This window comes from Acidobacteriota bacterium (assembly GCA_016195325.1).
In the GTDB taxonomy this organism is placed as follows: Bacteria; Acidobacteriota; Polarisedimenticolia; order JACPZX01; family JACPZX01; genus JACPZX01.
Genome location: JACPZX010000023.1, coordinates 15,505 through 40,580, shown reverse-complemented (window position 1 = coordinate 40,580; position 25,076 = coordinate 15,505). Strand labels below are relative to the sequence as shown.

The following is a 25,076-nucleotide window of genomic DNA, read 5'->3' as shown; positions in this document are numbered from 1 at the left end:
TGGCTTTCACGCCGGGCGCCGGCAGCGTGATAGAATTTCCCATCGTTCGTTCAGGTCGTGGCAGGGGCTGCCGTCCGCCGGCGCAGAATGGTGATCGACATGCACGAGAAGACGCTCGACCTCGATCCGCGAATCCATCTCGCCGGGCGGAGCCTCCTGACACCGGGGGCTGCATGATGACGGTCGAGCCGCTTTCCAGGCGGCACCGTCTGTCCATCGTCATCCCGATGCTGAACGAAGAGGCCGCGCTGCCGGCTCTCTTCGCCGCCCTCCGCCACGTCCGCGACAGCCAGGGCGACTTCTCATGCGAGTTCATCCTCGTCGACGACGGGAGCTGGGACCGCACGGCGGACGCGCTCGATGCGGCCGCCGCGGATCCCGACTTCAAAATCATCCATCTGTCCCGCAATTTCGGGCAGCAGGCGGCCATCAGCGCCGGGATCGATCACGCGGACGGCGACGCGCTGGTCATCGCCGACGCCGATCTTCAGGATCCGCTCACGCTCGTCCCCGAAATGATGCGGAAGTTCGCCGAAGGGTACGACGTCGTCAACAGCGTCCGCACACGGCGTCAGGGAGAGTCGTTCTACAAGCGCAGGACGGCGGCGCTGTTCTACTGGCTCATGGGACGCCTGACGTCTTCGCACCTGCCCGTCCTGCAGGGCGACTTCCGCCTCATGAGCCGGCGTGTCGTCGGGGTCCTCAAGCGACTCCCGGAGCGTCACCGTTACATTCGCGGGCTGGTCGCCTGGGCGGGGTTCAGGCAGACATCCATCCCCTACGAGCGGCCGGTCCGGACGGCGGGCGAGACCCACTACAGCAACTCCCGGATGGTCGCGCTCGCTCTCGACGCGATCCTCTCCTTCTCGTGGCTGCCCCTGAGGGCGGCTTTTCTGCTCGGTCTCGTCTGCATGGCCCTCAGCGGCGCCTTTCTCTTCGTGAACCTCATCCTGTGGATCTTCACCGACCTGCCGGTGAAGGGCTGGCTCAGCCTGGCATCGCTCATCGTGCTGATGGGCGGGCTCAACCTCGTGATGGCCGGGGTGATGGGAGAGTACGTGGGTCGGATCTTCGACGAGGCGAAGGGTCGACCTCGCTACATCGTCTCCGCCACGTGCAACATCGCGGGGCCGCCACGACCGTGAAGCCGAGCGCCCACAAAGACGAAGCCGAGTTCCACGACGCGTGGGCGAGCGACCTCAAGCCCGAGGATGTCCCCGTGCGGGAATCGTTCGAGGCGGCCACGTCGCCCGAGAACCGGCGCATCCTCCGCTGGCTGGGCCCGCTGCAGGGGCTGAAGCTGCTGGACATCGGATGCGGAGCCGGAGAATCGGCGGTCTACTTCTCACTCATGGGCGCGGACGTGACGGCGATCGACATCTCGCCCGGGATGATCGCCCTGGCGGGGCGCACGGCCAGCCTCCACGGCGTGGCACCCAACCTCATGGTCATGCCAGCGGACGACATGACCTTCCCCGACGCGACGTTCGACGTCGTGTACGGCGCCAATGTCCTCCACCACGTGGACAAGGTGAGATGCCTCGATCACGTCGCGCGCGTGCTCAAGCCTGGTGGGCGCGGGGCGTTCGTGGATCCTCTGGCCCACAATCCCGTCATCAACCTCTACCGCTGGATGGCCAGCGCTGTTCGCAGCGAGGACGAGACGCCGCTGAGGATGGCGGATCTGGAAATCTTCCGCGAGCGCTTTCGGCAGGTCGAGCACGCCGAGTTCTGGCTCTTCTCCCTGTGGATCTTCGTGAGGTTCTATCTGATCGAGAGGGTCCACCCGGCGCGGGAGCGGTACTGGAAGAAAATCCTGACGGACCACGCGCGCCTTGCACCGAGCTTCCTCAGGCTCGCCCGCTGGGACGAGCGCGCGATGATGATCGCCCCCTTCCTGGGGCGCTACTGCTGGAACATCGCGGTCATGGTCACCCGGTAGCCCGAGCGTTCCCCGCGGATCCGTCTCAGGCGACGCCCGCGTTTCGAGCCGTGCCGGGCTCCGCGAGAAGCAGCGGCGACCAAAATGCGAGCGCCGCCGTGGCGAGAATCGATCCGAGCGCCACCCACGCGGCGACTCGCCGCACGGCGGTCGCCTCGAACCTCAGCTCCACCGTGTGGCTCCCCGCCGGCACGCTGAAGGTCACGGCCCCGTAGCGCGGATCGGGACGCAGCTCCAGGGGCTCGCGGTCGAGAGAGCCTGCCCATCCCGGAAACCAGAAGGATCGCAGCCGCACGCTGCCCCCCGCGGCGCTGTCGATCTTCAGCACGCGGTGACTGCTCGCCCAGGTCTCCACGGCAATCTCTCCCGTCCCTTCCGTAAACGCATAGGGCGGAAGATCGACGCCCGTCTGCCTGAAAGTCCTGTACATGCCGAACTGCACGGGCGTGAACGCCGGCTCCGCCCAGGACGTGACCACGTCGCTCTGGAGGACATTCTCGTCGAACGTGAACGGTTTCAGATGCGCGACCTGCCAGGCGAGAACGAGATTCACCGTGATCGCCAGAGCCAGGATCGCCACGCCGGCGGCCACGCCCCCGGGACCCCGTGGGCGCGGGCCGCCCGGCTGCGGCCACGCGGACCTCATCGCCAGACCGACCAGCAAGGGGGATGCGAACACCATCAGCATCTGGAAGCGCCACGGGAACTGAATCGTCGGAAGCTCGGGCACCAGGCGCCAGACGGGCGTGGAGATCTCCAGTTGCATCAGGTACGCCGCGCCGCAGCAGCCGGCCATGGCGAGGACGTCGCGCCGTCGCCGGGAGCGATCCCCCGGAAGAAGCGCCAGGGCCAGCGCCGCGGCGGCGGCTCCGAGGAACAGCTGCGAGTGCGCCGACTTCAGGATGGGAGGCTTGATGGGGTCCTTGAACCCCAGGCCCGGCAGGATTTCGTCCTTGAAGATGAAGTTGATGCGGAAGTCCCCGTTCGGCATCTCCCGGACCCACGAGATGTTGGCCTGTCCCTTCTCGAGCAGGGCCGGAAGGAGGACGGGCGCCGAAAGGGCCGCGCCGCACGCCAGCGCAAGCACAGGCCGGGCGAGAGCGCCCCAGCGCCCGCGCGCTTCCCACGCCAGCCAGAGCCCCACGAAAAGAGAAAAGATCAGGGTGCTGATGACGTGCGTGAAGATCAGCCCCGCATAGGAGAGCGCGAGCGCGAGGAAGTGGCCGCGACCCGGCGCGTCGAGCGTGCGCCGCACGTTCATGAGGATGAGCGGGAAGAAGATGAAGGCCGTCGTCTCCGAGATCGCGAACCGTTGATAGAAGTCGAGGAGATGGTACGGGAGCAGGAGGTACAGCGCCGCCGCGGCGGCGGCCGGCACCCCGGGGCCGACCCATTCGCGCGCGAGGCGGTGAAAGGTGATGACGCTGAGCGCCGCCACAATCACGATGTACAGCCTCATGCCGCCCAGGACTGATCCGGCGGCCCACGATGCGGCCGCGGCGCCATACCAGGGCAGCGGCGGGAAGAAGATGAACGTCGGGCTCCCCAGCCCCCGGTTCGTCGCGTCCGTCCATCGCGGGTAAAGGTCCCCCTCGGAGAGGGCCTTCATGAACCCCTGCAGGTAATGCATCGTGCCGTAGGAATCGCTCCCGAGGGGAAGCGCCGCGTTCAGGAGGAGAGGGGCGCAGAAAGCCAGCACGGCTCCTGCGAGAATCGAGGCGGCGAGCCAGGTCGATCCGAAGGACTCCTCGGCGGGCGGTGGAAGGCGACCTGGCCCGCTCCTCGATGGACGGGTTCGCGTCATCGTGAAGGCCCGGTCACCTTGAGGACCGCCGCCGCGCTCGCCAGGAGCTTCGAGGCCCGCCCCCGGCTCATCACGCGGATCTCCACCCGCCCGTAGGTCCCCGAGGGGGAGGGCTTCACTTCAAACAAGAGCTCCGTTGATGCGTGGGGGTCGAGAGCGAGCAGTCGGGACGCCGGGGCCGCGCTCCACCCTTCGGGGACGGAGAGCGAGACGGTTCCATCCACTCGCAACGCGTCGGCGGCGGCGCAGGTGACGGTCATCGTCCCGCCGGCCGCATCGATGGCGACTTCGGGATCGAAGGCGCGGAGGAGGCCCGGCGCGCCAATCTCACTCGTCGTCGCCTCGAAGAACCGCTGGCCGGTCGAGACCGCAAACGAGATCCCGATGGCGGCCAAAGGCTCCGTGCCGGGTGCCGGCCTCTCCTCGAACAGATGGACGAGCTTCAGCGGCGCATCGAAGCTCCCTCCCCTGTCGAGCCCGGCCGCCGCGGCGACCGACCGCTGCTCTCTCATCGCCTCACGCGCGACGTCGGCGTAGCGGCGGCCGAGCCCGGCATCGTACGCATCGACGCGCTCGATCTCGACGCGCACGCCGGAGGCCTCGAGCCCCCCGTCGTCGATCGGATACGCCGGGTACGAGACCTTGTCGGCCTGGAAGAAGACCGCCGTCTCCGGGACGCGCCACACGCGAAGCCCTTCGTTCGCGAGCTGCTCCGGGTACTCCACGGAGGAGGCCGCCGCCCGCACCGCGAGGAGCGCGAGCGCGCCCGTGGCGATGTGGGCCCCGTGCGCCGACGCCGGCCCCGGCAGCCACGTCAGGAGGCGATCGGGGCGGAGAAGCCTCAGATGGCGCGTCAGCTCGCGAACGGTTCGATCCCTATCCCACGCCGTCACGACCGCGGCCGGATCCGCCGCGGGAGGGAGGTCGGCGCGAAAAAGAACGTGGAACATCGCGACCCCGAGCCGATCGAGCGTCCAGTGCAGCTCGGTGAGGCGCATCGTGCCGAAGGCCGGGCCGCGAATCGCCGAGACGCGGTCGACCCCCGCCTCCCCGGCCGTGAGATAGATGGCGACGACGCGCCGCTTCCCGGCCAGCGCCTCGCGCGCGAGGAGCGGGGCGACGACTCCTTCGTCGTCCGGGTGCGCGAGGACGACGACGGTGTCGGACTTGACGCGATCGGGAACGAGAAGCGGCGCCGCAGGACGATCTTCCGCTCGGATCGGGGAAGCGGCTCCGAGAATCGCGGCGGCGATGAGCAGGGCGCGCGCCGCGGGGATCGACATGCCGCGCACGTTACGGCCTCGCCGGACGGATGACAAGCTCGACGCTCGAGGCGAGTGGAAAGGTGACCACGACGCCGCCGGCCTCGCGGGCGTACGACGTCGCGGCGAGCGCGCGAGCCGGCGCCCCCTCCTCGCGAAGCGTCACGCCGGCGAGGCGCTCGTAACCCGGAGGCAGGCGGACGAGAAGCGACGCGGCGGCGATCCCGCGAGACCCCCGCTCCTTCCACGACGGCGGCGCGGTGATCGCCACGTGCACGCCGTCGCTCTCCTGCCGCCACGTCAGCCCTGCGTTGCGGCGCGCGTCGAGCCACAGCGCGAGGTCGTGCGCGGACGGGTACCAGATCGCGCCGGCCCGCTCCGTCTCGAGCCGCCGCAGCGCCTCGTCCACGACGAGATAGCGAACCGGCACTCCGCCCGACTCCTGAAAGGTCTCCCAGAAGTGATCCGAGAGGCCGAGGATCCCGCCTCCCTCGCGGACGCCGTCCACGAAGGCGAGCGCCCCGGCGACCGAGGCCTGGAACGACGGGTCGGTGCGGATCGCGCCCGCATCCATTCCACCCGCGGCGACCCGGCGCTCGAGATCGGCCGGCGGGTAGAACCTGCGCTGGAGGCTCGCCCCCTCGATCTCGAGGATCTCCCCTCCCCCGGGGTACGCGACCCACCACTCGCGGCCGGGCTCGTCGAGATGGCGCGAGCCGACGATCATCGAGAAGCCCGCCCTCGCCGCCGCGCGGAGAGCCTCCGGGTTGTCGGCGACGCCGGGGAAGCGCATCACCGTCACGAGATCGTCCTGGAGCCCAAGGCCTCTGTACGCCTCGCGCGCGGCGCGCAGGTGGCGCTCCGCGTAGTCCCGGCGCCCGGTCAGCGCGTGATCGATGTTGCACCCGGTCTCGGTCGTCGAGAACTCGTGGTGGTCGAAATTCTCGTCGCCGTCGGGCGCGTGCGTGTCGCCGTGGCCGCCGAGCTCGAGCCAGGCGAACTCGGGAGCTGTGGCGAGCCGCCGCCAGATCGCCGCGGCCTCGGGCGAGCCGGCGAGGCCGGGTCCGCCTTCCTTGCGTCGATGATCCGGGCACGACATCAGCGCGGCGCGGAGGGAAGGGTGATCGCGGTGCAGGCGGAAGAGGCTGCGATCCGGGTATCCCAGCCGGTCGAGGGAGGTGAGGTCGGGCCCGATGTCGTCGGTCAGGTAGACGATCGCGAGATCCGCGGGCGTCGCCCCCGGCCCGGCGCGCGGGAACCTCGGCCACTCGGTCCCCGAGACGATCACGCGCTCGGGGACGATGACGGAGGTCGAGCCGCCGAGGCGCGCGAGCAGCTCGAACCCCGACGTCCCCGACCGTCGCGGGACGCCCGAGAGACGGCACCCCGGGCCGACAGTGAGCCCGGGGGGGAGAGATCCCGAGGCGATCGAGCACTCGCACTCCCTCTCGCGGGGATCGTTGGGGTCGTCGGGGGCCACGCGGCGACACGAGAGCCTGGACTCGTAGCGGACGCCGACGGCGGCTGCCGGAAGCACCGCCGGGCTGACGACCAGGGAGTCGTCGCCCGCCGGCCAGGGGTCCACGACGACGTCGTCGAAATCGGCGCGGGCGCCCGATCCCGTCAGGGGGCCGGCGCGCCCCTCACCCGGCGTCGCCTTCGCGAGATCGAGGACGCGCTCACCGTCGACGAAGACGCTCAGGTGCTTTCCCACGGCGGCGGCGGCCACCTCGTGCCACCCCGCGGCCTGCGGCTTGAAGATCGACGCCCCGAGGGTGACCAGCTCGGCCCCCCGGTGCTCGCGGACGAGCGCGCCGCCGTGGAGAAGGTGAACCGAGACATCGATGTAGTGCGCGGGATCCCTGTAGCGGAGCGCGAACCCGGCGAGGCCGACGTGCGGCGCGATTCGCGCGGAGATCGCGCCGTCGGCGAAAGGGGCCCCGGGGGCGAGGAGGCAGCGATCGGCCGTCGCGTCGAGCGATCGGAGTTGCCCGTCGCGGGGATCGGCCATCGAACGCACGATCTCCCAGTCCGTCGGGCCGCCCGCGCACCCGGTCTCCAGGGTGACCTCGCGCGCCGCGTCGAAATCGATCGCGACGCGCGCGGGGGCCGCGCCGAGCGAGAGGGCGGCGAAGGCGATCGGGATCCAACTTCGCGCTCGCATCGGCGATCCCCCTCACTTGACCCTGTCGCGCCCCGCCCTTACGCTCCGCCACGGAATGAGGAGCCGGAGCGCGACGCGCCAGTCTATGAGCCTCAGCGAACGTTGGCCAGAGAGGGTGCGCCGGCTCGGCGCGGCGGCCCTCGCGGCAGCGTTCCTTTCGGCGACGTCGGGGCTGTGTTCGGCCGCGGCCGGGAAGGGCGATCCCTACGCGGGGCTCAAGGCGTTCTCCGGGGACATCCACGTCCACTCGGGGCTCGCCCTCTACCGCGTCCTCGATCCGAACAACCCGCATTCGATTGGAACCCCCGACGAAATCCTCGACGCCGCCGAGAGCCGCGGCCTCGACTTCGTCGTCATCACCGAGCACAGCAACAACGTGAACGACCCCCGCGGCATCGCCTGGCGGGAGAAGACCGGCGAGGTCTTCACCCTTCCCGACGGCACGCGAACGCCGAGCGAGTGGATCTACCTCCAGTCGGCGATTGCGCGCCACAACCGGCCCGGGCGATTCCTCGCCTTCCTCGGGCTCGAGTACACGCGCGGGACCACCGAGACGGGGACCCCCGGCCACAAGCTCGGGATCTTCCCGGGGGACCATCTCCCGGGATACTGCTCGAACTTCCCCCACAACGCGGGGGACTGCCTCACCGGCGCCGACTTCTTCAGGTTCGTGAAGGAGAACGGCGGCACGGCCGTCGCCGCGCACCCGTGCTCCCTCGTGACGTGGGGGCCGAGCGACTGGTCCGAGCTCGATCCTGTGATGAACGCGATGGAGATGATGTCGGGGAAGTGCGAGTTCGGCGAGAACGGCTACAACGACGTCCTCACCATGAGGAAGCTGAAGATCGGGGCGCGCGGGAGCAGCGACTCGCACCACTTCGAGGTCGGCGGAAACGACAGGACGATGTGCTTTGCCCGCGAGCTGACGAAGGGCGCGATCCTCGGCGCGATGAAGGCCAACCTCTGTTACTTCACCGATCGCTTTCCGGTCACGCTGAAGTTCAGCATCAACGGCGCGCCGATGGGAGCGGAGATCCGGGACGACGGATCCGGGATCGCGGTCCGGGCCACCGCCGAAACCGAGTGGGACACCGATTTCGATCACATGGAGCTGATCCACGACGGAAAGGTCGCCGCCCGGGCCGACTGCCAGGACGAGGCGTACGCTCACTGCGCCCTGTCGACCTTTCTCCCGTCGGACACCGCGGGGGTCTACTACGTGGCGGTCGCGAGCCAGACGAACCGCCGCATCGCGATCTCGTCCCCGATCTGGGTGACCGCCGCGCCGTGACGGGAGTCCGGCCGAAGATCACGTGCGCGCTCATCGGCCTCGTCGCGTTCACCGTCCGGGTGCTGCACGTCCTCTCGTACGACCCCGCGCCGACGAACGACATGGCCGTGTACGTGGACATGGCGGTGAGGCGGCTCGCCCTCGCCAACCTCTTCTCCCCGGAAGGGATCTGCTGGTTCCCTCCGGGGTACTCCCTCTTCATGAAGCCCTTCTTCCTCCTCTTCGAGCGCGACGCGGCGCTGCGCGCGATCCAGATCGCGCAGTGCGCCCTCGGGGCGTGGACCTGCCTTCTCGTCGGGCGCCTCGCGACGCGCCTCCACTCGCGGCGCGCGGGGCTCGTCGCCGCGCTCCTCACCTGCTTCTACCCTCATCTCCTCTTCTACTCCAGCGCGTGGATGAGCGAGAACCTCTTCACGCCGCTCTACCTCGTCTCGATCCTGCTCGTCTTCCGCGCCGCGCGGCGTGACGCCGGGGGCGGGCTGTACCGCGCGGGGCTCGTGACCGGCGCCGCCGCCATCGTCCGCCCCGTGGCGGCCTCCGTCGGACTGCTGGCGATCGTCGTCGCCCGGCGGCGCGGAAGATCTCTCCGGGCCCTGCTCCCTTTCCTCCTCGGGGGGCTCACGATCGTCGGGCCGCTCGCGCTCCGGAACCGGATCGCCTACGGGCACTTCGTCGCCATCGCGCCGAACGGGGCCTTCAACCTCGCGATCGGGAACCAGGCGGACGCCACGGGACACTCCATGGACCCGCCGTCGATCGCAGGCGACATCTGGAGCCGGATGGACTACTTCCGGCAGTCGGCGACGGCGTTCGTGACGAACGATCCGTGGGGAGCGCTCTACGTCGCGATGAAGCTGAAGTGGGAGGCCTTCTGGGAGGCGATTCCGCCGTGGCCCCTCTACTCGAGCGATCCGCAGCTCTTCGCCGGAGAGAACTTCTTTCCGTTCGCGACGTGGCAGCTCGCCTTCGCGCTCGGGCTCGTGGGAGTCGGAGCCCTCGCCCTTCGACGGCGCGCCGACTGGTGGCTGACGCCTCTCGCGTTGGCGGCCTACACGGCCTTCTACATGCTCTTCTTCGGAGGATCGAGGTTCCGCCTTCCCGCCGAGACCCTCTTCCTCGCCTGGGCGGGATGCGGCGCCGCGGCGCTCGTCGCGACGGTGCCGCGCCTGCGCCGCGCCACGGCCCCGCAGTTCGCCCTCGCGATATCCCTCGGCCTGGTCGTCGCCCTCGGCTCGAGCGCCGTGCACGCCGCATCCGCGCGCGCGTTCCTCCTGGCTCCCGCGTCGCGGCTCGCGGCGGGAGACCAGATGGCGGTCGTGGCGAAGGGACCGCCCGTCCCGATCTTCGCGGCGCGCCTTCCGGTCGATCGATCGCGCGGGCGCTACGTGCGGATGGGGTTCACCGCCTACCGGCAGGGGCCGCCGCGCGACGTCCCCGACAACGGCTTCGTGAAGATCACGTTCTATGACGCGGACGGGAACGCCCTCGGGTGGCTCGACAACCCGAAGTACTACCTCGAGGCCCTTCCCGCCGATCGGTGGGTCTACATCGCCTTCAAGGCGCCCATCCCTCCGGCGGCGACGTCGTGTCAGGTCACGCTGGTCCCGAATCGCGCCAGCCCCGACACGCTGATCCTCGATCAGCCGATCCTGAGGTACGCGCGGGGGCTCGACCTCGCCTTCGAGTTCGAGTTCCCGTATCTCCGGTACGCGGAGTGAGCCCGGCCGCGGCCGTCCTATAATGCGCGCTCTTTCTCTCCCGCGAGGCCTGACGGATGACTCGAGTGGAACCCGAGAAGCTCAACCTGGGGTGCGGCACCTTCAAGCGCGACGGCTGGCTCAACGTCGACGCCGGCGCCCTCGTCCTGCCCGATCTTGTCGTCGATCTGGACGCCCGACCGTGGCCGTGGGAGGACGGGCGATTCAGCGAAATCGAGATGAGCCACGTCCTCGAACACCTCCGCGATCCGTTCGCGACGATGGCCGAGCTCAACCGCGTTCTGCGGCCGGGGGGGCGCTCCGCGTCCATGTCCCGCATTTCAGCCGCGGCATCACGCACCCGGATCACAAGCGCGGCTTCGACGTCAGCTTCCCGCTCTACTTCGATCCCCGCCACCGGCCCTTCTTCACGGGGACTGCGTTCGAGCTGGAGCGCATGCGCTTTCGCTGGTTCGCGCAGCCGGAGCTCAAGCGCCAGGTGCTGGGGGCGCCGTCCTATGCGCTGGGCCGCGCAGCCGGCTTCGTGTTCGACGCGGCGGCCAACGCGGCCCCCTACGTCTGCTCGCGCGGCTGGTGCTTCCTCGTCGGCGGCTTCGAGGAGTTCGAGTTCAGGTTCCGGAGGCCCCGATGGCGCCGGCGGCCGGGGTCGATCCCCCGTTCTCCTCTCGTTGACTCCCCCCACCCCCTCTGCTAGGCTTGCCCCCTTTCTGGAACGTCGAGCGGGGCTCGCCCACGATCCGAAGCCCGTTACAGGCGCGTAGCTCAGGGGGAGAGCGCTTCCCTGACACGGAAGAGGCCAGCGGTTCAAATCCGCTCGCGCCTACCACTTCCAACCGAATCGGCCGCGAGTCGAGTTGCCGGCAAGGGGGAAGTCAGCGGGGGAGGGAGTCGTGTCGGCGCCTCCGCGTCCGTGCGTTCCGGCAGTCGTAGAGTGAATCGGACCGGCCCTCGGGGCCGGGCGGCGGGACATGGCGGTCATGGCCGGAGAACAGGTGCAGGTCACGCTCCCTGACGGGAAGGCGCGGAGCTATCCGCGCGGCGTCCCCCTCACCGACGTCGTCCGATCGATCGGACCCGGACTGGCGCGCGACGCCGTCGCCGCCGTCGTCGACGACGAGATCCTCGACCTCGGCCGCAAGCTCGATCACGACGCGAAGCTCCGGGTGCTGACCGCGAAGGACCCCGAGGCGCTTGACGTGCTCAGGCACTCGACGGCCCACCTGACGGCGCACGCCGTCAAGGACCTCTTCCCCGAGGTGCAGATCGGCATCGGCCCCGTCACGGAGGGGGGCTACTACTACGACTTCCTCCGCCCCGAGCCCTTCACCCCCGAGGACCTCGAGAGGATCGAGAGCCGGATGCGCCAGATCGTGGACTCCGATCTTCCGATCGAGCGCATCGAGGGGCCGAAGTCCGAGGCGCTGAAGATCTTCGAGGGGCAGCACGACGCGCTCAAGGTCGAGCTGGTCACGGAGAAGGGCGGCGACGTCGTCTCGTGCTACCGCCAGGGTGAGTTCGTCGACTTCTGCCTCGGGCCGCACGTGCCGAGCACGGGGAAGATCAAGGCCTTCAAGCTCCTCTCCGTCGCGGGGGCCTACTGGAAGGGGGACCAGCGCAACGCGCAGCTCCAGCGGATCTACGGCATCTCCTTCTTCAAGCAGGAGGACCTCGACGCGTACCTGAAGACGCGCGAGGAGGCCGACAAGCGCGATCACCGCAAGCTCGGCCGCTCGCTCGATCTGTTCTCGTTCCATCCCGAGGCGCCGGCGAGCCCCTTCTTCCACCCGAAGGGGGCGATGGTCTACAACGCGCTCGTCGATCACGTGCGCGGCCTTTACGCGGAGTACGGCTACCAGGAGGTCATCACCCCGCAGGTCTTCGAGCTGTCGCTCTTCGAGCGCTCGGGGCATCTCGCGAACTACCGCGAGAACATGTTCATGGTCCAGGCGGGAGAGCACCAGTACGCCATCAAGCCGATGAACTGCCCCGGCCACACGGTGATGTACCGGACCGAGAGACGATCGTACCGGGATCTCCCCCTGCGCCTCGCCGACTTCGGCCGCCTCCACCGCTTCGAGCTGTCGGGGGTCACGGCGGGGCTCTTCCGCGTCCGCTCCTTCTCGCAGGACGACGCGCACGTCTTCTGCACGCCGGAGCAGATCTACCAGGAGGTCTTCTCCGTCACGAAGATGATCCTCGATCTCTACCGCACCTTCGGCTTCGAGAAGGTGGGGATCTTCCTCTCGACGAAGCCCGCGAAGGCCCAGGGGGCCGAGGACGTGTGGGAGAGGGCCGAGGCGATGCTGCGGAAGGCCCTCGCCGATCAGAAGCTCGACTACACGGTCGACGAGGGGGGCGGGAGCTTCTACGGCCCGAAGATCGACTTCTCGGTCACCGACGCCCTCGGGCGAGGGTGGCAGCTCGGCACGATCCAGCTCGACTTCACGCTCCCCGAGAAGTTCGATCTCAAGTACGCGGCGGCCGACGGGAGCGAGGCGCGGCCGGTGATGATCCACCGGGCGGTCTTCGGATCTCTCGAGCGCTTCATCGGCGTCATCGTCGAGCACTTCGGCGGCGCCTTCCCGGTGTGGCTCGCCCCCGTCCAGGTGGCGCTCCTCCCCGTGACCGAGCGCGCCAACGCGTACGCGGCCGAGATCGCCGCGAAGATCCGCGGGAAGGGGTTTCGCGCCGAGATCGACGGGACGAACGAGAAGATCGGCGCGAAGATCCGCACGGCCCAGTTGAACAAGGTCCCGTTCATGCTCATCCTTGGCGACCGGGAGGCGGCCGGTGCGACCGTCTCCGTCAGGAGCCGCAGCGAGGGAGATCGCGGAGCCGCTCCGCTCGACGACTTCGTCGCGCTCCTTTCAGAAGCGGTTCGCACGAAGGCCCTGAAACCCTGACCGTTCCCGAAGGCTGGAGGAAAAGCGCATAGACATCAAGGTGAGGATCAACGAGAAGATCCGGGCGAAAGAGCTGAGGGTCATCGACGAGGAGGGGGGCCAGCTCGGCATCATGACGCCGGCCGACGCGCTGTCCCTGGCGCAGTCCAAGGGGCTCGACCTGGTGGAGGTCGCGCCCACGTCGGTGCCCCCCGTCTGCCGGATCCTCGACTACGGAAAGTACATCTACGAGCAGAACAAGAAACAGCACGACGCGAAGAAGAAGCAGAAGCACGTCCACGTCAAGGAGGTGAAGTTCCGCCCCAAGACGGAGGAGCACGACTACGAGTTCAAGCGGAACCACATCGCGCGGTTCCTGAAACAGGGGGACAAGGTCAAGGTCTCGATCATGTTCCGCGGCCGCGAGATGCAGCACCTCGACTACGGGAAAAGGATCCTCGACCGCGTCATCGTCGAGCTCGAGGGGATCGCGATCATCGAGGCGCACCCCAGGGTCGAGGGGCATTTCATGTCGATGTTCCTCGCGCCGAAGAAGGGGCTGGTGCCGGAGAAGCCCGCCCCGCCCGTGAAGGCGGAGGCGGCCAAGCCCAGGGCCACCAGGCGCGCGCCGGCGGCGAAATCGCCCGCGGCGGCCAAGGCGACCGGGACGGGCGCAGCCATCGAGACGGGCGAAGCCATCGAGACCGGCGCAGCCATCGAGAAAGGAAGCGAAGATGCCTAAGATGAAGACCCACCGGGGCGCCGCCAAGCGGTTCCGCGTCACCGGGACAGGCAAGATCAAGCGCAGCAAGGCCATGAAGGCCCACATCCTCACCAAGAAGGCGTCGGGGCGGAAGCGACACCTCGCCACGGCGACACTCGTCAGCAAGGCGGACAGCAAGAAGGTCCACCGCATGCTGCCGTACGCGTAAGGAGAGACGACAGTGCCCAGAGTCAAACGAGGTACCAAGAGGCGCGCCGGACGCCAGAAAACGCTGGCGCGCGCGAAAGGCTATTACCAGGGCAAATCCAAGCTCCACCGCTTCGCGATGCAGGCCGTCGACAAGGCGCTGGGGTACGCGTACCGCGATCGCAGGGCCCGCAAGAGGGACTTCCGCCGCCTGTGGATCGTGCGCATCAACGCGGCGGCCCGTCTGAACGGGCTGTCGTACAGCGCCCTCATCTCCGGCCTGAAGGGGGCGGGGATCGGCCTCGACCGGAAGAGCCTCGCCGACATCGCGGTGGCCGATCCGGCGGCGTTCACCGAGCTGGCCCACAAGGCCCAGACCGCACTCTCCGCCCGCGCTTCCTGAAGCCGGGCGCGGCAGGAGGCCGCGACGTGTCGCCTCTCGAAAGCCTCGACAGGGCCCTCGAGGCGATCCGCGCGGAGTTCGAGAGCGCGGTCCCCTCGTGCGGCGATGCCGCGTCGATCGAGGGGTTGCGCAACCGGATCCTCGGAAGGAAATCCGGCCTCCTGACGCTGGCGCTCAAGGGGCTGAAGGATCTCCCGGCGGGGGATCGCCCCGCTGCCGGCGAAAGGGCCAACCACCTGAGGGCCGCGATCGAAGCGGCCCTCGAGAGCGCCGCCGGCAGGGCCGCGACCCCTGGCGCCGTTGCCGCCGGCGCGATCGACGTCACCCTCCCCGGCGCCGCGCCGCGCGCGGGGACGCCGCACCCCATCACGCTCGTCCGCCGCGAGATCGAGACGGTCTTCCTCGAGATGGGGTTCACGATCGAGGAGGGGCCCGAGGTCGAGGACGACTGGCACAACTTCGAGGCGCTCAACATCCCGAAGGACCATCCCGCGCGCGACATGCAGGACACCTTCTACGTCGACGGGGGGGGCCTCCTCCGGACGCACACCTCCCCCATCCAGATCCGCACGATGCAGAAGGTCCGGCCGCCGCTGAAGATGGTGGCGCTCGGGAAGGCTTTCCGCCGCGACGACGACATCTCGCACTCGCCGATGTTCCACCAGGTCGAGGGGCTCGTCGTCGGCGAAGGGGTGGGGATGGCCGACCTGAAGGGGACCATCCGCCTCTTCGCCAGCCGCCTCTTCCTCCGCGAGCTCCAGGTGCGCCTCCGGCCGGGGTACTTCCCCTTCGTCGAGCCGGGGGCCGAGTTCGACGTCTCGTGCATGATCTGCGGGGGCGACGGGTGCCGCACGTGCAAGCGCTCGGGATGGATCGAGATGGGGGGCGCCGGCATGGTCCACCCCGCGGTCTTCGAGAACGTCGGGTACGACCCGGAGAAGGTCACCGGGTTCGCGTTCGGCCTCGGGGTCGATCGCATCGCGATGCTCCGTTACGCCATCGACGACATCCGGCTCTTCTTCGAGAACGACCTCCGGTTCCTCGATCAGTTCCGGAGCGAGTCGTGAAGTTCCCGGTCGAGTGGGTTCGGGAGTTCGTCGGGATCGATCTCCCGGCCCCCGCCCTCGCCTCGAAGCTCACCTCCGTCGGGTTCGTGGTGGACGCGTTCGAGGGGGAGGGGGACTCCGCGATCCTCGACGTCGATGTCGCCCCCAACCGCCCCGACGCGATGAACATGTACGGCCTCGCCCGCGAGATCGCCGCCTTCTCCGGAAGGGGGCTGTACGCGTACCCGGCGGGAGTGCGCGAGGCGGCGGAGGCCCAGCCTTCGGCCTCGAGCGCGTCCGTCGAGGTCGAGGCCGGCGACCTCTGCAGGCGTTACTGCGCCCGCGTCGTCCGCAACGTGAAACCGGTCCCCTCCCCCGAATGGATGGCGCGGCGCCTTCGCTCGGTGGGGCTGACCGGCGTGAACAGCATCGTCGACATCACCAACTACGTTCTCTGGGAGCTCGGGCACCCGCTCCACGCCTTCGATCTCGCGCTCCTCGCGGGGAAACGCCTCGTGGTCAGGCGCGCGCGCAAGGGCGAGGCGATCCAGACGCTGGACGGCGTCGCGCGTCACCTCGACCCCGAGATGCTCGTCATCGCCGACGCCAGGGCGCCCGTCGCGCTCGCCGGCGTGATGGGCGGCGCCGGCACGATGATCTCCGCGTCGACCCGCGACGTCCTCCTAGAGGCGGCGTGGTTCGATCCGTCGAGCGTGAGGCGGACGGCGAAGAGGCTGGGCCTCGCCACCGACGCCTCGTATCGCTTCGAGCGCGGCGCCGACATCGAGGCGGCGCACGTCGCGATCGATCGCGCCGCCTCGCTCCTGGCGGAGATCGCGGGGGGAGAGGTCGCCCCCGGCGTCATCGACGTCCGCCCCGGCGGGACGATCCCGCTCCGCACGGTGCACCTCCGCCTCGCGCGCGTGGCGACCCTCCTCGGCATGCGCGTGGACGCCGACCCCGCCGCGGCCGCCCTCTCCCGCCTCGGCTTCGAGGTGAGGCCGGCGGGGGACGGCTTCGAGGTGGTGGTCCCCCGTCACCGCCTCGACATCGAGGGGGAGGCGGATCTCGTCGAAGAGATCGGCCGGTCCGTCGGCTACGACGCCATTCCCGATCGGATCCCGCACCTCCCCGGCACCGGGGCGGTCCACCGCTTCGCCCACCGTCGCGAGGAAACTCTCAGGTCGTCGCTCCTCGCGTCGGGTTACTCCGAGGCGATCACGTACTCGTTCACGTCGAGCGAGATGGACTGGCCCTACCGCGAGGAGGGAGTCGTGCCGGTGGCGGTGACGAACCCCATGTCCGAGGGGCAGGAGACGCTCCGCTCGACGCTCCTCCCGGGGCTCGCCGCCGCCCTGCGCCACAACGTGAACCGTGGGGTGAAAGACGTGAGGCTCTTCGAGATCGGAAGAGTCTTCCGCCGCATCGACCTTCCGACCAGCCACGAGGACCGGAAGCACGGCCCCCCCGCGGGAGTCGACGAGCCTCTCGCCGCCGCGCTCGCGGCCACGGGGCTCGCGCGCGCGCGGCACTGGGGCGAGCCCGCCAGGGAGTCCGGCTTCCACGACGTGAAGGGGGCGCTCGAGGAGGCCTTCGCGCGTCTCGGCCTCGACGTGGAGTTCGAGCCTCCGGCCAACCCCGGGCCGTTCCGGCCAGGGGCCTGCGCCTCCGTGACGTCGCGCGGCGTGGTGGCAGGGCGCGTGGGGGTCCTTTCGGCCGAGACGGCAGCGCGGCTGGGGTTGAAGGTCCCCGTCACCCTCGCCGAAATCGATCTCTCGACCCTTCTCGCCGCCCCGGGGACGCCCCTCGGCGTCCACCCCCTCCCCCGGTTCCCCGCGGTCTCGCGCGATCTCGCGCTGGTCGTGAGGCGCGACGTCCTCTGGCGCGACGTGAGGCGCGCCATCACCGCGGCCGGCGGGGATCTCGTGACGCGCGTCACCGTCTTCGATCGCTACGAGGGGAAGTCGATCCCCGCCGGGCACGTGTCGCTCGCCGTGAACGTGCTCTACCAGCACGCGGACCGGACGCTCGCGGCCGACGAGGTCCAGTCCGCCGAATCGAACGTCCTGGCCGCCCTTGCGCGGCAATTCGGGATATCCTTGAGACAGCAGGCGGAAACCTGAACGGCCGGAGGAGCGAACCCGTGGACATGAAGAGGCTCGAGGCGCTGGAGGAGAGAATTCGCAAGGCCGCGGGGCTGATCCGCTCGCTCAAGGAGGAGCGCGGCGCGCTCGACAAGCGGCTCGCCGAGCGCGAGGGAGAGATCGAGGATCTCCGGGCGCGCCTCGAATCCGCCGAGGAGTCGGGGACGGACGCGGCCGGGATCAAGGAACTGGCGGAGCTGCGGGCGGAGCGAGGCGAGATCCTCGCCCGCGTCGAGAAGATGCTCCGGATGCTGGACGACGCGTCGGCGCTCGCGGGGGCGGAAGATCTCCTCGCCGCGATCGACGACGCCGACTGACGCGCGGTTCTTTCTGGAGGCGACATGTCGCGAGACGTGAAGATCGTTCCGGTCGAGATCTTCGGGCAGATCTACAACCTGCGCGCCGACGGCGATCCGGCGTACGTCGTCGATCTCGCCGCGCACGTCGACGCGAAGATGCGCGAGGTGGCGAAGGAGACGAAGGCCGTCGACACCCTTCGCGTCGCCATCCTCGCCGCGCTGAACATCGCCGACGAGGCGAGGCGCAACGCCCCCCGGCCGGCGGACGTCGTGACCGGAAACGATCGCGAGATCGATCGCCGCGCCGCGGAGTGGACGAAGATCCTCGACGACGCGATCGCCCGCTGACGCGGCCGGACGGCCCGACCCGTCCCGTTCTCCTTGATTGACGGCGGCTTTCGGCCGATCCATGATATCCGGGACTTCCCGCCCGGCCTCTGCCCGAACGCCCCGCCCACATAGAAGGAGATCCATCTCCATGACGGCGAAGAACTCACGCGCGCTCGTGATCCTCCTGCTCCTGATCCTCGCCAGCCCGCTCGCCCTCGCTGGCGCCCCCGCCAACGGAAAAGGAAACGGCCCGGGGAACGGGGTCGGTCATGGCAACGGCGGCGGAAACGGGAATGGCGGCCACCACGGACCGCCTCCCCCTCCCCCCGGAACCACCGCCGAATTCCAGCGCCTCTTCGACGACATCGGCGCGCTCCTCCCCGCGTCGCAAAACCCGCAGCCCTTCGTCGCGAAGGCCCGCGCGGCGCAGTCGGCCGCCGATCGCCACGACGGCTGCACGGCGCTCAACATCCTCGACGCCTTTCGCCATCAGCTCCGCGCGAAGGCCGGCAAGCAGGGTGTCGACCCCTCGATCGCGGCCCGGCTCGACACGGACGTGGTCGTGGTGGTCGCGACCCTTCTCGGCGGCCCCGACACCGCCGGCTGCGGCGGCGGCGCGACTCCGCCGGCCGGGGGCTTCGGCCCCGAGGTGACGATCCTCTCGAGCGACGTGAACGGCTTCACGGCGCACGTCGTCTTCCCGAGGGCTCACTTCGTCCCGCGCCTGGGGGACGGGCGCCCGTTCGTCGACATCGCGATGGACGGCGTCGGCTTCGGCAGCCGCGTCGGCGCCCCCGACGTCCCGGTCGTCAGCCACCACTTCGCGGTGCCGATCGGCGCGGACGTGTCGGTGCAGATGCTCGGCTCGTCGAGCTATCTCCTGAGCGGGATCAACCTCTGGCCCCGCCAGGAGCAGCCGGCCGACCAGAGCAGTCCCTTCGGCGACAAGCCCTTCGCGATCGATCCCGCGATCTACCGCGCCAACGTCCCGTATCCGCAGGCACCGGTGGACGCCTCCCGGCTCGGCGCGATGCGCGACCTCGAGGTCGGCGGCGTCGAGACCGACGCGGCGCAGTACAACCCCGCGGCGCGGATGCTGCGCGTCTACACGGCGATGGACGTGAAGGTGTCGTTCGTCGGGAGGAGCACCGGGCTGTTCGGCGACGACTCCCTCACGAGCGTCTGGAACCTCCCCTTCCAGTCGGTCTACGCGAACTCCCTCGTGAACTATGACGTCGCGAAGCTCAATCTCGGCGCCATCGGCAGCTTCTTCTGCGGCGAGGAGCTGCTCGTCATCACCCACCCCGACCTCCACGCGGCGGCGGTCTCCTTCGCCGACGCGCGGATCGCGGACGGGTTTTCAACGCGCGTCTTCGACGTGGGAAGCGGCGAGGGGCAGATCGGCACGACGAACACGGAGATCCGCGACTTCATCCGCGGCGAGCTGCGCAGCGGTTGCCTCATCCGGCCCTCGTACGTCGCCCTCGTCGGCGACACCGCGCACGTCCCGACCTTCCTCGAGGCGACGAGCTACGGCGTCGGCTTCGACGGGAAGATCGCCTCGGACCTCGAGTACGGCCTCGCCGACTCGAGCGACCTCTTCGCCGACATCGCCGTGGGGCGCATCCCCGCCCCGGATCTCGCCACGGCGCAGACGGCCGTCGACAAGATCGTCGGCTACGAGGATCACCCCCCGTTCAGCTTCAGTTTCTACGGGCACGCGACGTTCACGTCGTACTTCCAGGGATCGGACTCCACCGACGATCGCGGCTTCACGAAGACGAGCGAGACGATCCGCGACGCCCTCGTGGCGCGCGGCTACTCCGTCGATCGCGTCTACACCGACGACGGCCCGAGCGTCGATCCGAAGTTCTACTACGACGGCACGTCGATCCCGTCGGCGCTCCGGAAGCCCGGCTTCGCCTGGAACGGCACCGGGGGCCAGGTCGTCTCGCATTGGAACGACGGCCGTTTCATTGTTTTCCACCGCGACCACGGCTTCCCGGGCGGGTGGGCGAACCCCGACTTCACGACGTCGGACATCCCGAGCCTGACGAACGGGAGCTTCCTCCCGGTCGTCTTCAGCATCAATTGCGCGAGCGGGAAGTTCGACGATCCCACCGCCAACTTCTCCGAGCAGCTCGTCCAGAAGGCCGGAGGGGGGGCCGTCGGCGTGATCGGCGACTCGCGGAACTCGCCGAGCTTCACCAACAACCACATCGTCCTCGGCATGTTCGACGCCATCTTCCCGAACGTGCTCCCGTCGTACGGGAAGGGGACGGCGATCCGCCGCATGGGCGACGTCCTCAACATCGGCAAGCTCTACATGGACAGCCAGAACGGCCTCGATTTCCAGTCGGCCACCGAGACCACCGCCGAGCACTACCTCTACCACTGGTTCGGCGACCCGACGATGCAGATCTACACGTCGAACCCGTTCCACTTCGTCGTGGCGAACGCCAAGGCGCTGCTTCTCGCGTCGGGGGCGGTCCTGGTCCAGCTTCCCGGATCCGACGCGAACGACGGGATCGCGACGCTCGTCCAGAACGGCCTTCCGATCGGGCGCGCGATCATCCGAGACGACGAGGCGATGATCATCCCCGACCAGCCGATCGACCCCCAGTTCGGCGGCGTCTCCATCGCGTTCGACAAGACGGCGTTCGAGCCCGCGGCGATCGCGCTGACGATCCAGAACACTCCCCGGTAGGCCCCGGAGGCCGGGCCGCCCCACTCCAGGCGCGGCGCATCATGTGGATGCGTCGCGCCATTCATGCATTCCTTGACTCCCTCCCCCTCCGTGGTCCAAACTCCGCGGGCAGGTCCGTACCCCTGCGCGGTGCGTGATGGGCAGGGGCCTCTTGAGCCAACATTCAAACCTTGGGGGCTCGGGTCGCCCGCACGAGCGGACGCCCGGCAGCGCCGGGCAAAGCGAATCGGGTCGCAGGGCTCCCACCTGGTCAACCAGGTTCAAGGAACCCTCCCACACGGCCGGGCGGGGGACGACCTCGCCTCCCTTCAACCGTCTCGACAGTCGTTGAATGCCGGCGCCGCCCCTGGCGCCGCGATCGATCGCCCGGCGAGCCCTCCCCGTCGCGGCAAGAGGAGCGGGAATGCCGATGTCGTGGCCTGTTGCGGTGCTCATCGCCCTCGTCACCGCCGGGGCCGCGCTCCTCGTCGATCACCTCGTGCGCGCTTCGATCCGGAAGAAGAAAATCGCCGAGGCGCGCGATCGCGCTTCCTCCATCATCGACAAGGCGAACGCCGACGCGGCGTCCGTTCGTGAGACGGCGGCCCTCGAGGGTCGCGTCCAGACGGAGGCCGCGCTCGCGAAGGCCGAGGAGGAGGCGGCCGCCCGCGTCGCGGCGCTCGACGCGCAGGCCCGCGACGTGGAGACCCGCGAGAGAAACCTCCAGAAGCGGAACCAGTTCGTCGACGAGAAGCTCAAGCAGGTCGAGACGCGCGAGAAGAACGTCGAGAAGGCCGAGAAGGAGGCCGTCGACACGAAGGCGGCCGCCGCGAAGGCGCTCGCCGACCAGCGCGCGCGGCTCGAGCAGATCTCCGGCTACACCTCCGCGCTCGCCAAGAAGGAGCTGATGCGCGAGATGGAGACCGAGGCGAGGATGGAGGCGGCCTCGCGCCTCCAGCGCATCGAGGAGGAGACGCGCGAGCGCGCCGCCGACCTCGCCCGCTGGGCCGTCGTCCAGGCGATCCAGCGCTACGCCCCGGGGCAGACCGGCGAGTCGACGGTGACGGTGGTCGACCTCCCCAGCGACGAGATGAAGGGGCGCATCATCGGCCGCGAGGGGCGCAACATCCGATCCATCGAGATGGCGACCGGCATCGATCTCCTCATCGACGACACGCCGGGAGCGATCCTCGTCTCGTCCTTCAATCCCATCCGGCGGCAGATCGCGAAGATCGCGCTCGAGCGGCTCGTCGAGGACGGGCGCATCCATCCGGCCCGGATCGAGGAGGTCGTCGCCAAGATCAAGGACGAGTTCGACAAGCTGCTGACCGAGACGGGAGAGGCGGCGGGGTTCGAGCTGGGCCTCCACGATCTGAACCCGAAGCTCTTCAAGATGGCGGGGCGGTTGAACTTCCTCACCTTCCACGGGCAGAACCTCCTGCAGCACAGCACCGAGGTCGCGATCCTGGCGACCCAGATCGGCGCGCTGCTGGGGGTGAAGACCGACGTGACGAAGCGCGCCGGCTTCCTCCACAAGATCGGCTTCGCGGACGAGACGAACCTGGATCGCTCCCCTCTCCTCATCTCGGCCGAGATCGCGCAGCGGCTCGGCGAGCCGGAGCCGGTCGTGCACTGCATCCAGGCCCTCTACGGCATCGTCGCCCCCCGCTCGATGGAGTCGGCGCTCCTCCAGGTCGCCGAGGCGGTCTCCATCGCGCGACCCGGCGCGCGCAAGGAGATGCTCCAGACGTACCTCGAGCGGATGGGCGGACTCGAGGACATCGCGCGGTCCTACAAGGGGGTGAAGGAGGTCTACGCGGTGAGGGCGGGCAAGGAGGTCCGCGTCTTCGTCGAGCCGGATCGCGTCGCCGACAAGGAAGTCGTGTGGCTCTCCCGCGACATCGCGCGCCGCATCGAGAAGGAGGTCCCCCATCCCGGCCAGCTCAAGGTCAGCGTGATCCGCGAGACGCGCTCGGTGGACTTCGCGATGTAGGGGGCGTCCCCGTTGACGATTCTCTTTCTCGGCGATCTCTTCGGCAAGCCAGGGCTCAGGATCCTGAAGGACCGCCTCCACTCCCTCGTCGACAGGAACCGCGCCGACTTCACCGTCGTCAACGTCGAGAACGCCGCCGACGGATCGGGGGTCACCCCCGAGATCGCCGAGTCGATCCTGGCGCTCGGGGCCGACTGCCTCACGACGGGGAACCACGCCTTCGACCGGCGCGAGATCCTCGACTACTTCGCCGAGCAGCCGAGGCTGCTGCGGCCCCTGAACTGCGCGCCGGGGACCCCGGGACGCGGCGTCTACGTCGGGGAGACGGCGGGAGGGACGAAGGTCGCCGTGATGAACCTCATCGGGCGCGTGCACATGCCGGGGGCCGCGGACTGCCCCTTCCGCGCGGCCGACGCGGCGATCGCCGCCGGATTCGGCGGCGCGAAGATCCTTCTCGTCGACATGCACGGAGAGGCGACGTCGGAGAAGGCGGCGATGGGCGCCCACCTCGACGGCCGCGCGTCGGCGGTCGTCGGGACGCACACGCACGTTCAGACCGCGGACGAGTCGATCCTCCCGAAGGGGACCGCCTTCATCACGGACGCCGGGATGACCGGCCCCGCCTCGGGAGTCATCGGAGGGGATCGCGAGGCGGCCCTGCGCCGCTTTGTCACGCAGATGCCCGGGCGGATCCCCGCGGCGACCGGCGCGGCGAGGCTCCACGGCGTCGTCGTCACCGTCGACGCGGCGAGCGGGCGCGCGACGGCCATCCGCCGGCTGGCGATGGGCGAGGACGACCCGTGACGCGCGGCGGTGAGAGCGCGGGGGCCGCGGGGGACGGAGCGGCGCGCCCCGGAACGCGCGGGCGGCCGTTCGGCGTCTCCGAGGTCAACAAGGCCGGCCGCGAGATCCTCGAGGCCGATCTCTCGTCCATCTGGCTCGTCGGCGAGATCTCGAACTTCAAGCCGCACACCTCGGGCCACTGGTACTTCTCGCTGAAGGACGAGCGCGCGCAGATCGGCGCGGCGATGTTCCGCTACGCGAACGGCCTCGTGCGCTTCCGCCCCGCCGACGGGATGAAGGTCCTCGTCCGCGGGACGGTCACGCTGTACGAGCCGAGGGGCTCGTACCAGATCGTCGTCGAGACGATGGAGCCGAAAGGGCTCGGCGAGCTCCAGGCCGCCTTCGAGCAGCTCAAGACGAAGCTCCGCGCGGAGGGGCTCTTCGACGAGGGGCGCAAGCGCCCGCTCCCGCCCCTTCCGAGGAGCGTCGGCATCGTCACCTCCCCCACCGGCGCGGCGGTGCGGGACATCCTGAGGGTTTTCGAGCGGCGCGGCGCGGATCTCAAGGTGCTCATCGCCCCGTGCCGGGTGCAGGGGAGCGCCGCGGCCGGCGAGATCGTCCGGGCGATCGGGATCCTGAACGAGCGCGCCGACACCGAGGTCGTGATCCTGGCCCGCGGCGGGGGGAGCCTCGAGGACCTGTGGCCCTTCAACGAGGAGGCCGTCGCCCGCGCCATCGCCGCGTCGCGCATCCCCGTCGTCTCCGCCGTGGGGCACGAGATCGACTTCACGATCGCCGACTTCGTCGCGGACCTGAGGGCGCCGACCCCGTCGGCGGCGGCCGAGATGGTCCTGAGGTCCCGCGACGAGCTCACCGCCCGCGTGGGCGCCGCGCGGGGAGCCCTCGGGCGATCCGCTCGGCTCATCCTGTCGCAGGCGCGGGGGAGGGTCGCCCGTCTCGGGGCGGATCGGGCGCTCGCCTCCGTCGAGTCGAACCTGAGGGGGGCGCTCCAGCGCGCGGACGATCTGAGCCTGCGCCTCCACCGGGCGATCACGACCCGCCTGGTGGCGCTGCGCGCCGCGGTCGATCTGAAATCCCAGCGACTCTCCCCGCGCGGGCTGATGGCCTCGGTCTCCGCGCGCCGGGAGCAGCTGCGATCCACGTCGGGCCTCGCCGAGCGGGCCGTGCGCGGGCGCGTCGAGGGGGCCCGGGCGAAACTCGGGCGCGCCGCGTCGATGCTCCAGACCCTGTCGCCGCTCGGCGTGCTGGAACGGGGATATGCCATCTGTCATGATGCGGCGAGCGGCGACGTGATCACCGAAGCGCACCCCGCGCAGATCGGCCGCCCCGTTCGCGTGAGACTCCACAAGGGAAGCCTTCTCTGCGACGTGAAGAAGGCCGAGACGGCGGGAGGTTGAC

General features: G+C 69.7%; 19 protein-coding genes, 1 tRNA gene, 1 other RNA gene and 1 pseudogene. 19 read left to right on the top strand and 3 right to left on the bottom strand.

Going from position 1 to position 25,076, the window contains the following annotated elements:
* The first annotated feature begins 176 nt into the window (after positions 1–176).
* Positions 177–1,145: a glycosyltransferase family 2 protein gene (locus HY049_05310; GenBank protein ID MBI3448318.1), complete on the top strand. Its 969-nt coding sequence runs from the start codon at positions 177–179 to the stop codon at positions 1,143–1,145.
* A complete protein-coding gene (locus HY049_05305; GenBank protein MBI3448317.1) occupies positions 1,142–1,942 on the top strand; it encodes a class I SAM-dependent methyltransferase in 801 nt (266 codons plus the stop codon). Before HY049_05310 ends, HY049_05305 begins: the two co-directional genes overlap by 4 nt.
* 25 nt (positions 1,943–1,967) lie before the next feature.
* On the opposite strand, the gene HY049_05300 is transcribed toward HY049_05305, so the two are convergent.
* Genes HY049_05300 through HY049_05290 form a run of 3 tightly spaced genes read right to left on the bottom strand, consistent with a single transcriptional unit; the run spans position 1,968 to position 7,172 of the window.
* A complete protein-coding gene (locus HY049_05300; GenBank protein MBI3448316.1) occupies positions 1,968–3,746 on the bottom strand; it encodes a hypothetical protein in 1,779 nt (592 codons plus the stop codon).
* Positions 3,743–5,038 (bottom strand): PIG-L family deacetylase, encoded by a 1,296-nt coding sequence (locus tag HY049_05295; protein ID MBI3448315.1) that lies wholly within the window; start codon positions 5,036–5,038, stop codon positions 3,743–3,745. The genes HY049_05300 and HY049_05295 overlap by 4 nt, the downstream gene beginning before the upstream one ends.
* Position 5,039: 1 nt before the next feature.
* Positions 5,040–7,172 (bottom strand): hypothetical protein, encoded by a 2,133-nt coding sequence (locus HY049_05290; GenBank protein MBI3448314.1) that lies wholly within the window; start codon positions 7,170–7,172, stop codon positions 5,040–5,042.
* A gap of 115 nt (positions 7,173–7,287) precedes the next feature.
* Here HY049_05290 and HY049_05285 point away from each other — a divergent pair, with 115 nt between their 5' ends.
* The 17 genes and pseudogenes from HY049_05285 to HY049_05205 all read left to right on the top strand — a co-directional run bounded on the left by HY049_05285 (position 7,288) and on the right by HY049_05205 (position 25,075).
* Complete coding sequence (locus HY049_05285; GenBank protein MBI3448313.1) at positions 7,288–8,463, top strand: PHP domain-containing protein; 1,176 nt, start codon at positions 7,288–7,290, stop codon at positions 8,461–8,463.
* Positions 8,460–10,181: a glycosyltransferase family 39 protein gene (locus HY049_05280; protein MBI3448312.1), complete on the top strand. Its 1,722-nt coding sequence runs from the start codon at positions 8,460–8,462 to the stop codon at positions 10,179–10,181. The genes HY049_05285 and HY049_05280 overlap by 4 nt, the downstream gene beginning before the upstream one ends.
* Before the next feature lie 56 nt (positions 10,182–10,237).
* Positions 10,238–10,875 (top strand): annotated as a pseudogene (locus HY049_05275) (methyltransferase domain-containing protein).
* A 57-nt stretch (positions 10,876–10,932) separates the two neighbouring features.
* Positions 10,933–11,007 (top strand) — tRNA-Val (locus tag HY049_05270).
* Positions 11,008–11,158: 151 nt separating this feature from the next.
* A complete protein-coding gene (gene thrS, locus HY049_05265) occupies positions 11,159–13,084 on the top strand; it encodes a threonine--tRNA ligase (GenBank protein ID MBI3448311.1) in 1,926 nt (641 codons plus the stop codon).
* Between the two features lie 46 nt (positions 13,085–13,130).
* Positions 13,131–13,805, top strand: coding sequence for a translation initiation factor IF-3 (locus HY049_05260; GenBank protein MBI3448310.1), 675 nt, complete (start codon positions 13,131–13,133; stop codon positions 13,803–13,805).
* The gene (gene rpmI / locus HY049_05255; protein MBI3448309.1) at positions 13,798–13,995 is read left to right on the top strand and encodes a 50S ribosomal protein L35; all 198 of its coding nucleotides are present in this window, start codon (positions 13,798–13,800) and stop codon (positions 13,993–13,995) included. The genes HY049_05260 and rpmI overlap by 8 nt, the downstream gene beginning before the upstream one ends.
* 12 nt (positions 13,996–14,007) lie before the next feature.
* Positions 14,008–14,376, top strand: a complete 369-nt coding sequence (rplT, locus tag HY049_05250) for a 50S ribosomal protein L20 (protein ID MBI3448308.1) — start codon at positions 14,008–14,010, stop codon at positions 14,374–14,376.
* A gap of 26 nt (positions 14,377–14,402) precedes the next feature.
* Entirely contained in the window at positions 14,403–15,443 is a 1,041-nt protein-coding gene (gene pheS / locus HY049_05245) for a phenylalanine--tRNA ligase subunit alpha (protein MBI3448307.1), read from the top strand.
* The gene (locus tag HY049_05240) at positions 15,440–17,545 is read left to right on the top strand and encodes a phenylalanine--tRNA ligase subunit beta (protein ID MBI3448306.1); all 2,106 of its coding nucleotides are present in this window, start codon (positions 15,440–15,442) and stop codon (positions 17,543–17,545) included. The genes pheS and HY049_05240 overlap by 4 nt, the downstream gene beginning before the upstream one ends.
* Before the next feature lie 20 nt (positions 17,546–17,565).
* Positions 17,566–17,883 carry a hypothetical protein gene (locus HY049_05235; protein ID MBI3448305.1) on the top strand — a complete coding sequence of 106 codons (318 nt, stop codon included), beginning with the start codon at positions 17,566–17,568 and terminating at the stop codon, positions 17,881–17,883.
* 24 nt (positions 17,884–17,907) lie between these two features.
* A complete protein-coding gene (locus tag HY049_05230; GenBank protein MBI3448304.1) occupies positions 17,908–18,213 on the top strand; it encodes a cell division protein ZapA in 306 nt (101 codons plus the stop codon).
* A 130-nt stretch (positions 18,214–18,343) separates the two neighbouring features.
* Positions 18,344–20,902 carry a hypothetical protein gene (locus HY049_05225; GenBank protein MBI3448303.1) on the top strand — a complete coding sequence of 853 codons (2,559 nt, stop codon included), beginning with the start codon at positions 18,344–18,346 and terminating at the stop codon, positions 20,900–20,902.
* 116 nt (positions 20,903–21,018) lie between these two features.
* A non-coding RNA gene (gene ssrS / locus HY049_05220) (6S RNA) lies at positions 21,019–21,198 on the top strand.
* A gap of 113 nt (positions 21,199–21,311) precedes the next feature.
* On the top strand, positions 21,312–22,874 hold the full coding sequence (rny, locus tag HY049_05215) for a ribonuclease Y (GenBank protein ID MBI3448302.1): 1,563 nt from the start codon (positions 21,312–21,314) through the stop codon (positions 22,872–22,874).
* Positions 22,875–22,886: 12 nt separating this feature from the next.
* Positions 22,887–23,678: a TIGR00282 family metallophosphoesterase gene (locus HY049_05210; protein ID MBI3448301.1), complete on the top strand. Its 792-nt coding sequence runs from the start codon at positions 22,887–22,889 to the stop codon at positions 23,676–23,678.
* Positions 23,675–25,075 carry an exodeoxyribonuclease VII large subunit gene (locus HY049_05205; GenBank protein ID MBI3448300.1) on the top strand — a complete coding sequence of 467 codons (1,401 nt, stop codon included), beginning with the start codon at positions 23,675–23,677 and terminating at the stop codon, positions 25,073–25,075. The genes HY049_05210 and HY049_05205 overlap by 4 nt, the downstream gene beginning before the upstream one ends.
* Position 25,076: the final 1 nt, after the last annotated feature.

Coding starts and splice junctions, on each gene's coding strand:
- HY049_05310 (MBI3448318.1), top strand. CDS start 177: ATGACGGTCGAGCCGCTTTCCAGGCGGCACCGTCTGTCCATCGTCATC.
- HY049_05300 (MBI3448316.1), bottom strand. CDS start 3,746: ATGACGCGAACCCGTCCATCGAGGAGCGGGCCAGGTCGCCTTCCACCG.
- HY049_05290 (MBI3448314.1), bottom strand. CDS start 7,172: ATGCGAGCGCGAAGTTGGATCCCGATCGCCTTCGCCGCCCTCTCGCTC.
- thrS (MBI3448311.1), top strand. CDS start 11,159: ATGGCCGGAGAACAGGTGCAGGTCACGCTCCCTGACGGGAAGGCGCGG.
- rpmI (MBI3448309.1), top strand. CDS start 13,798: ATGCCTAAGATGAAGACCCACCGGGGCGCCGCCAAGCGGTTCCGCGTC.
- HY049_05230 (MBI3448304.1), top strand. CDS start 17,908: ATGTCGCGAGACGTGAAGATCGTTCCGGTCGAGATCTTCGGGCAGATC.
- HY049_05225 (MBI3448303.1), top strand. CDS start 18,344: ATGACGGCGAAGAACTCACGCGCGCTCGTGATCCTCCTGCTCCTGATC.
- rny (MBI3448302.1), top strand. CDS start 21,312: ATGTCGTGGCCTGTTGCGGTGCTCATCGCCCTCGTCACCGCCGGGGCC.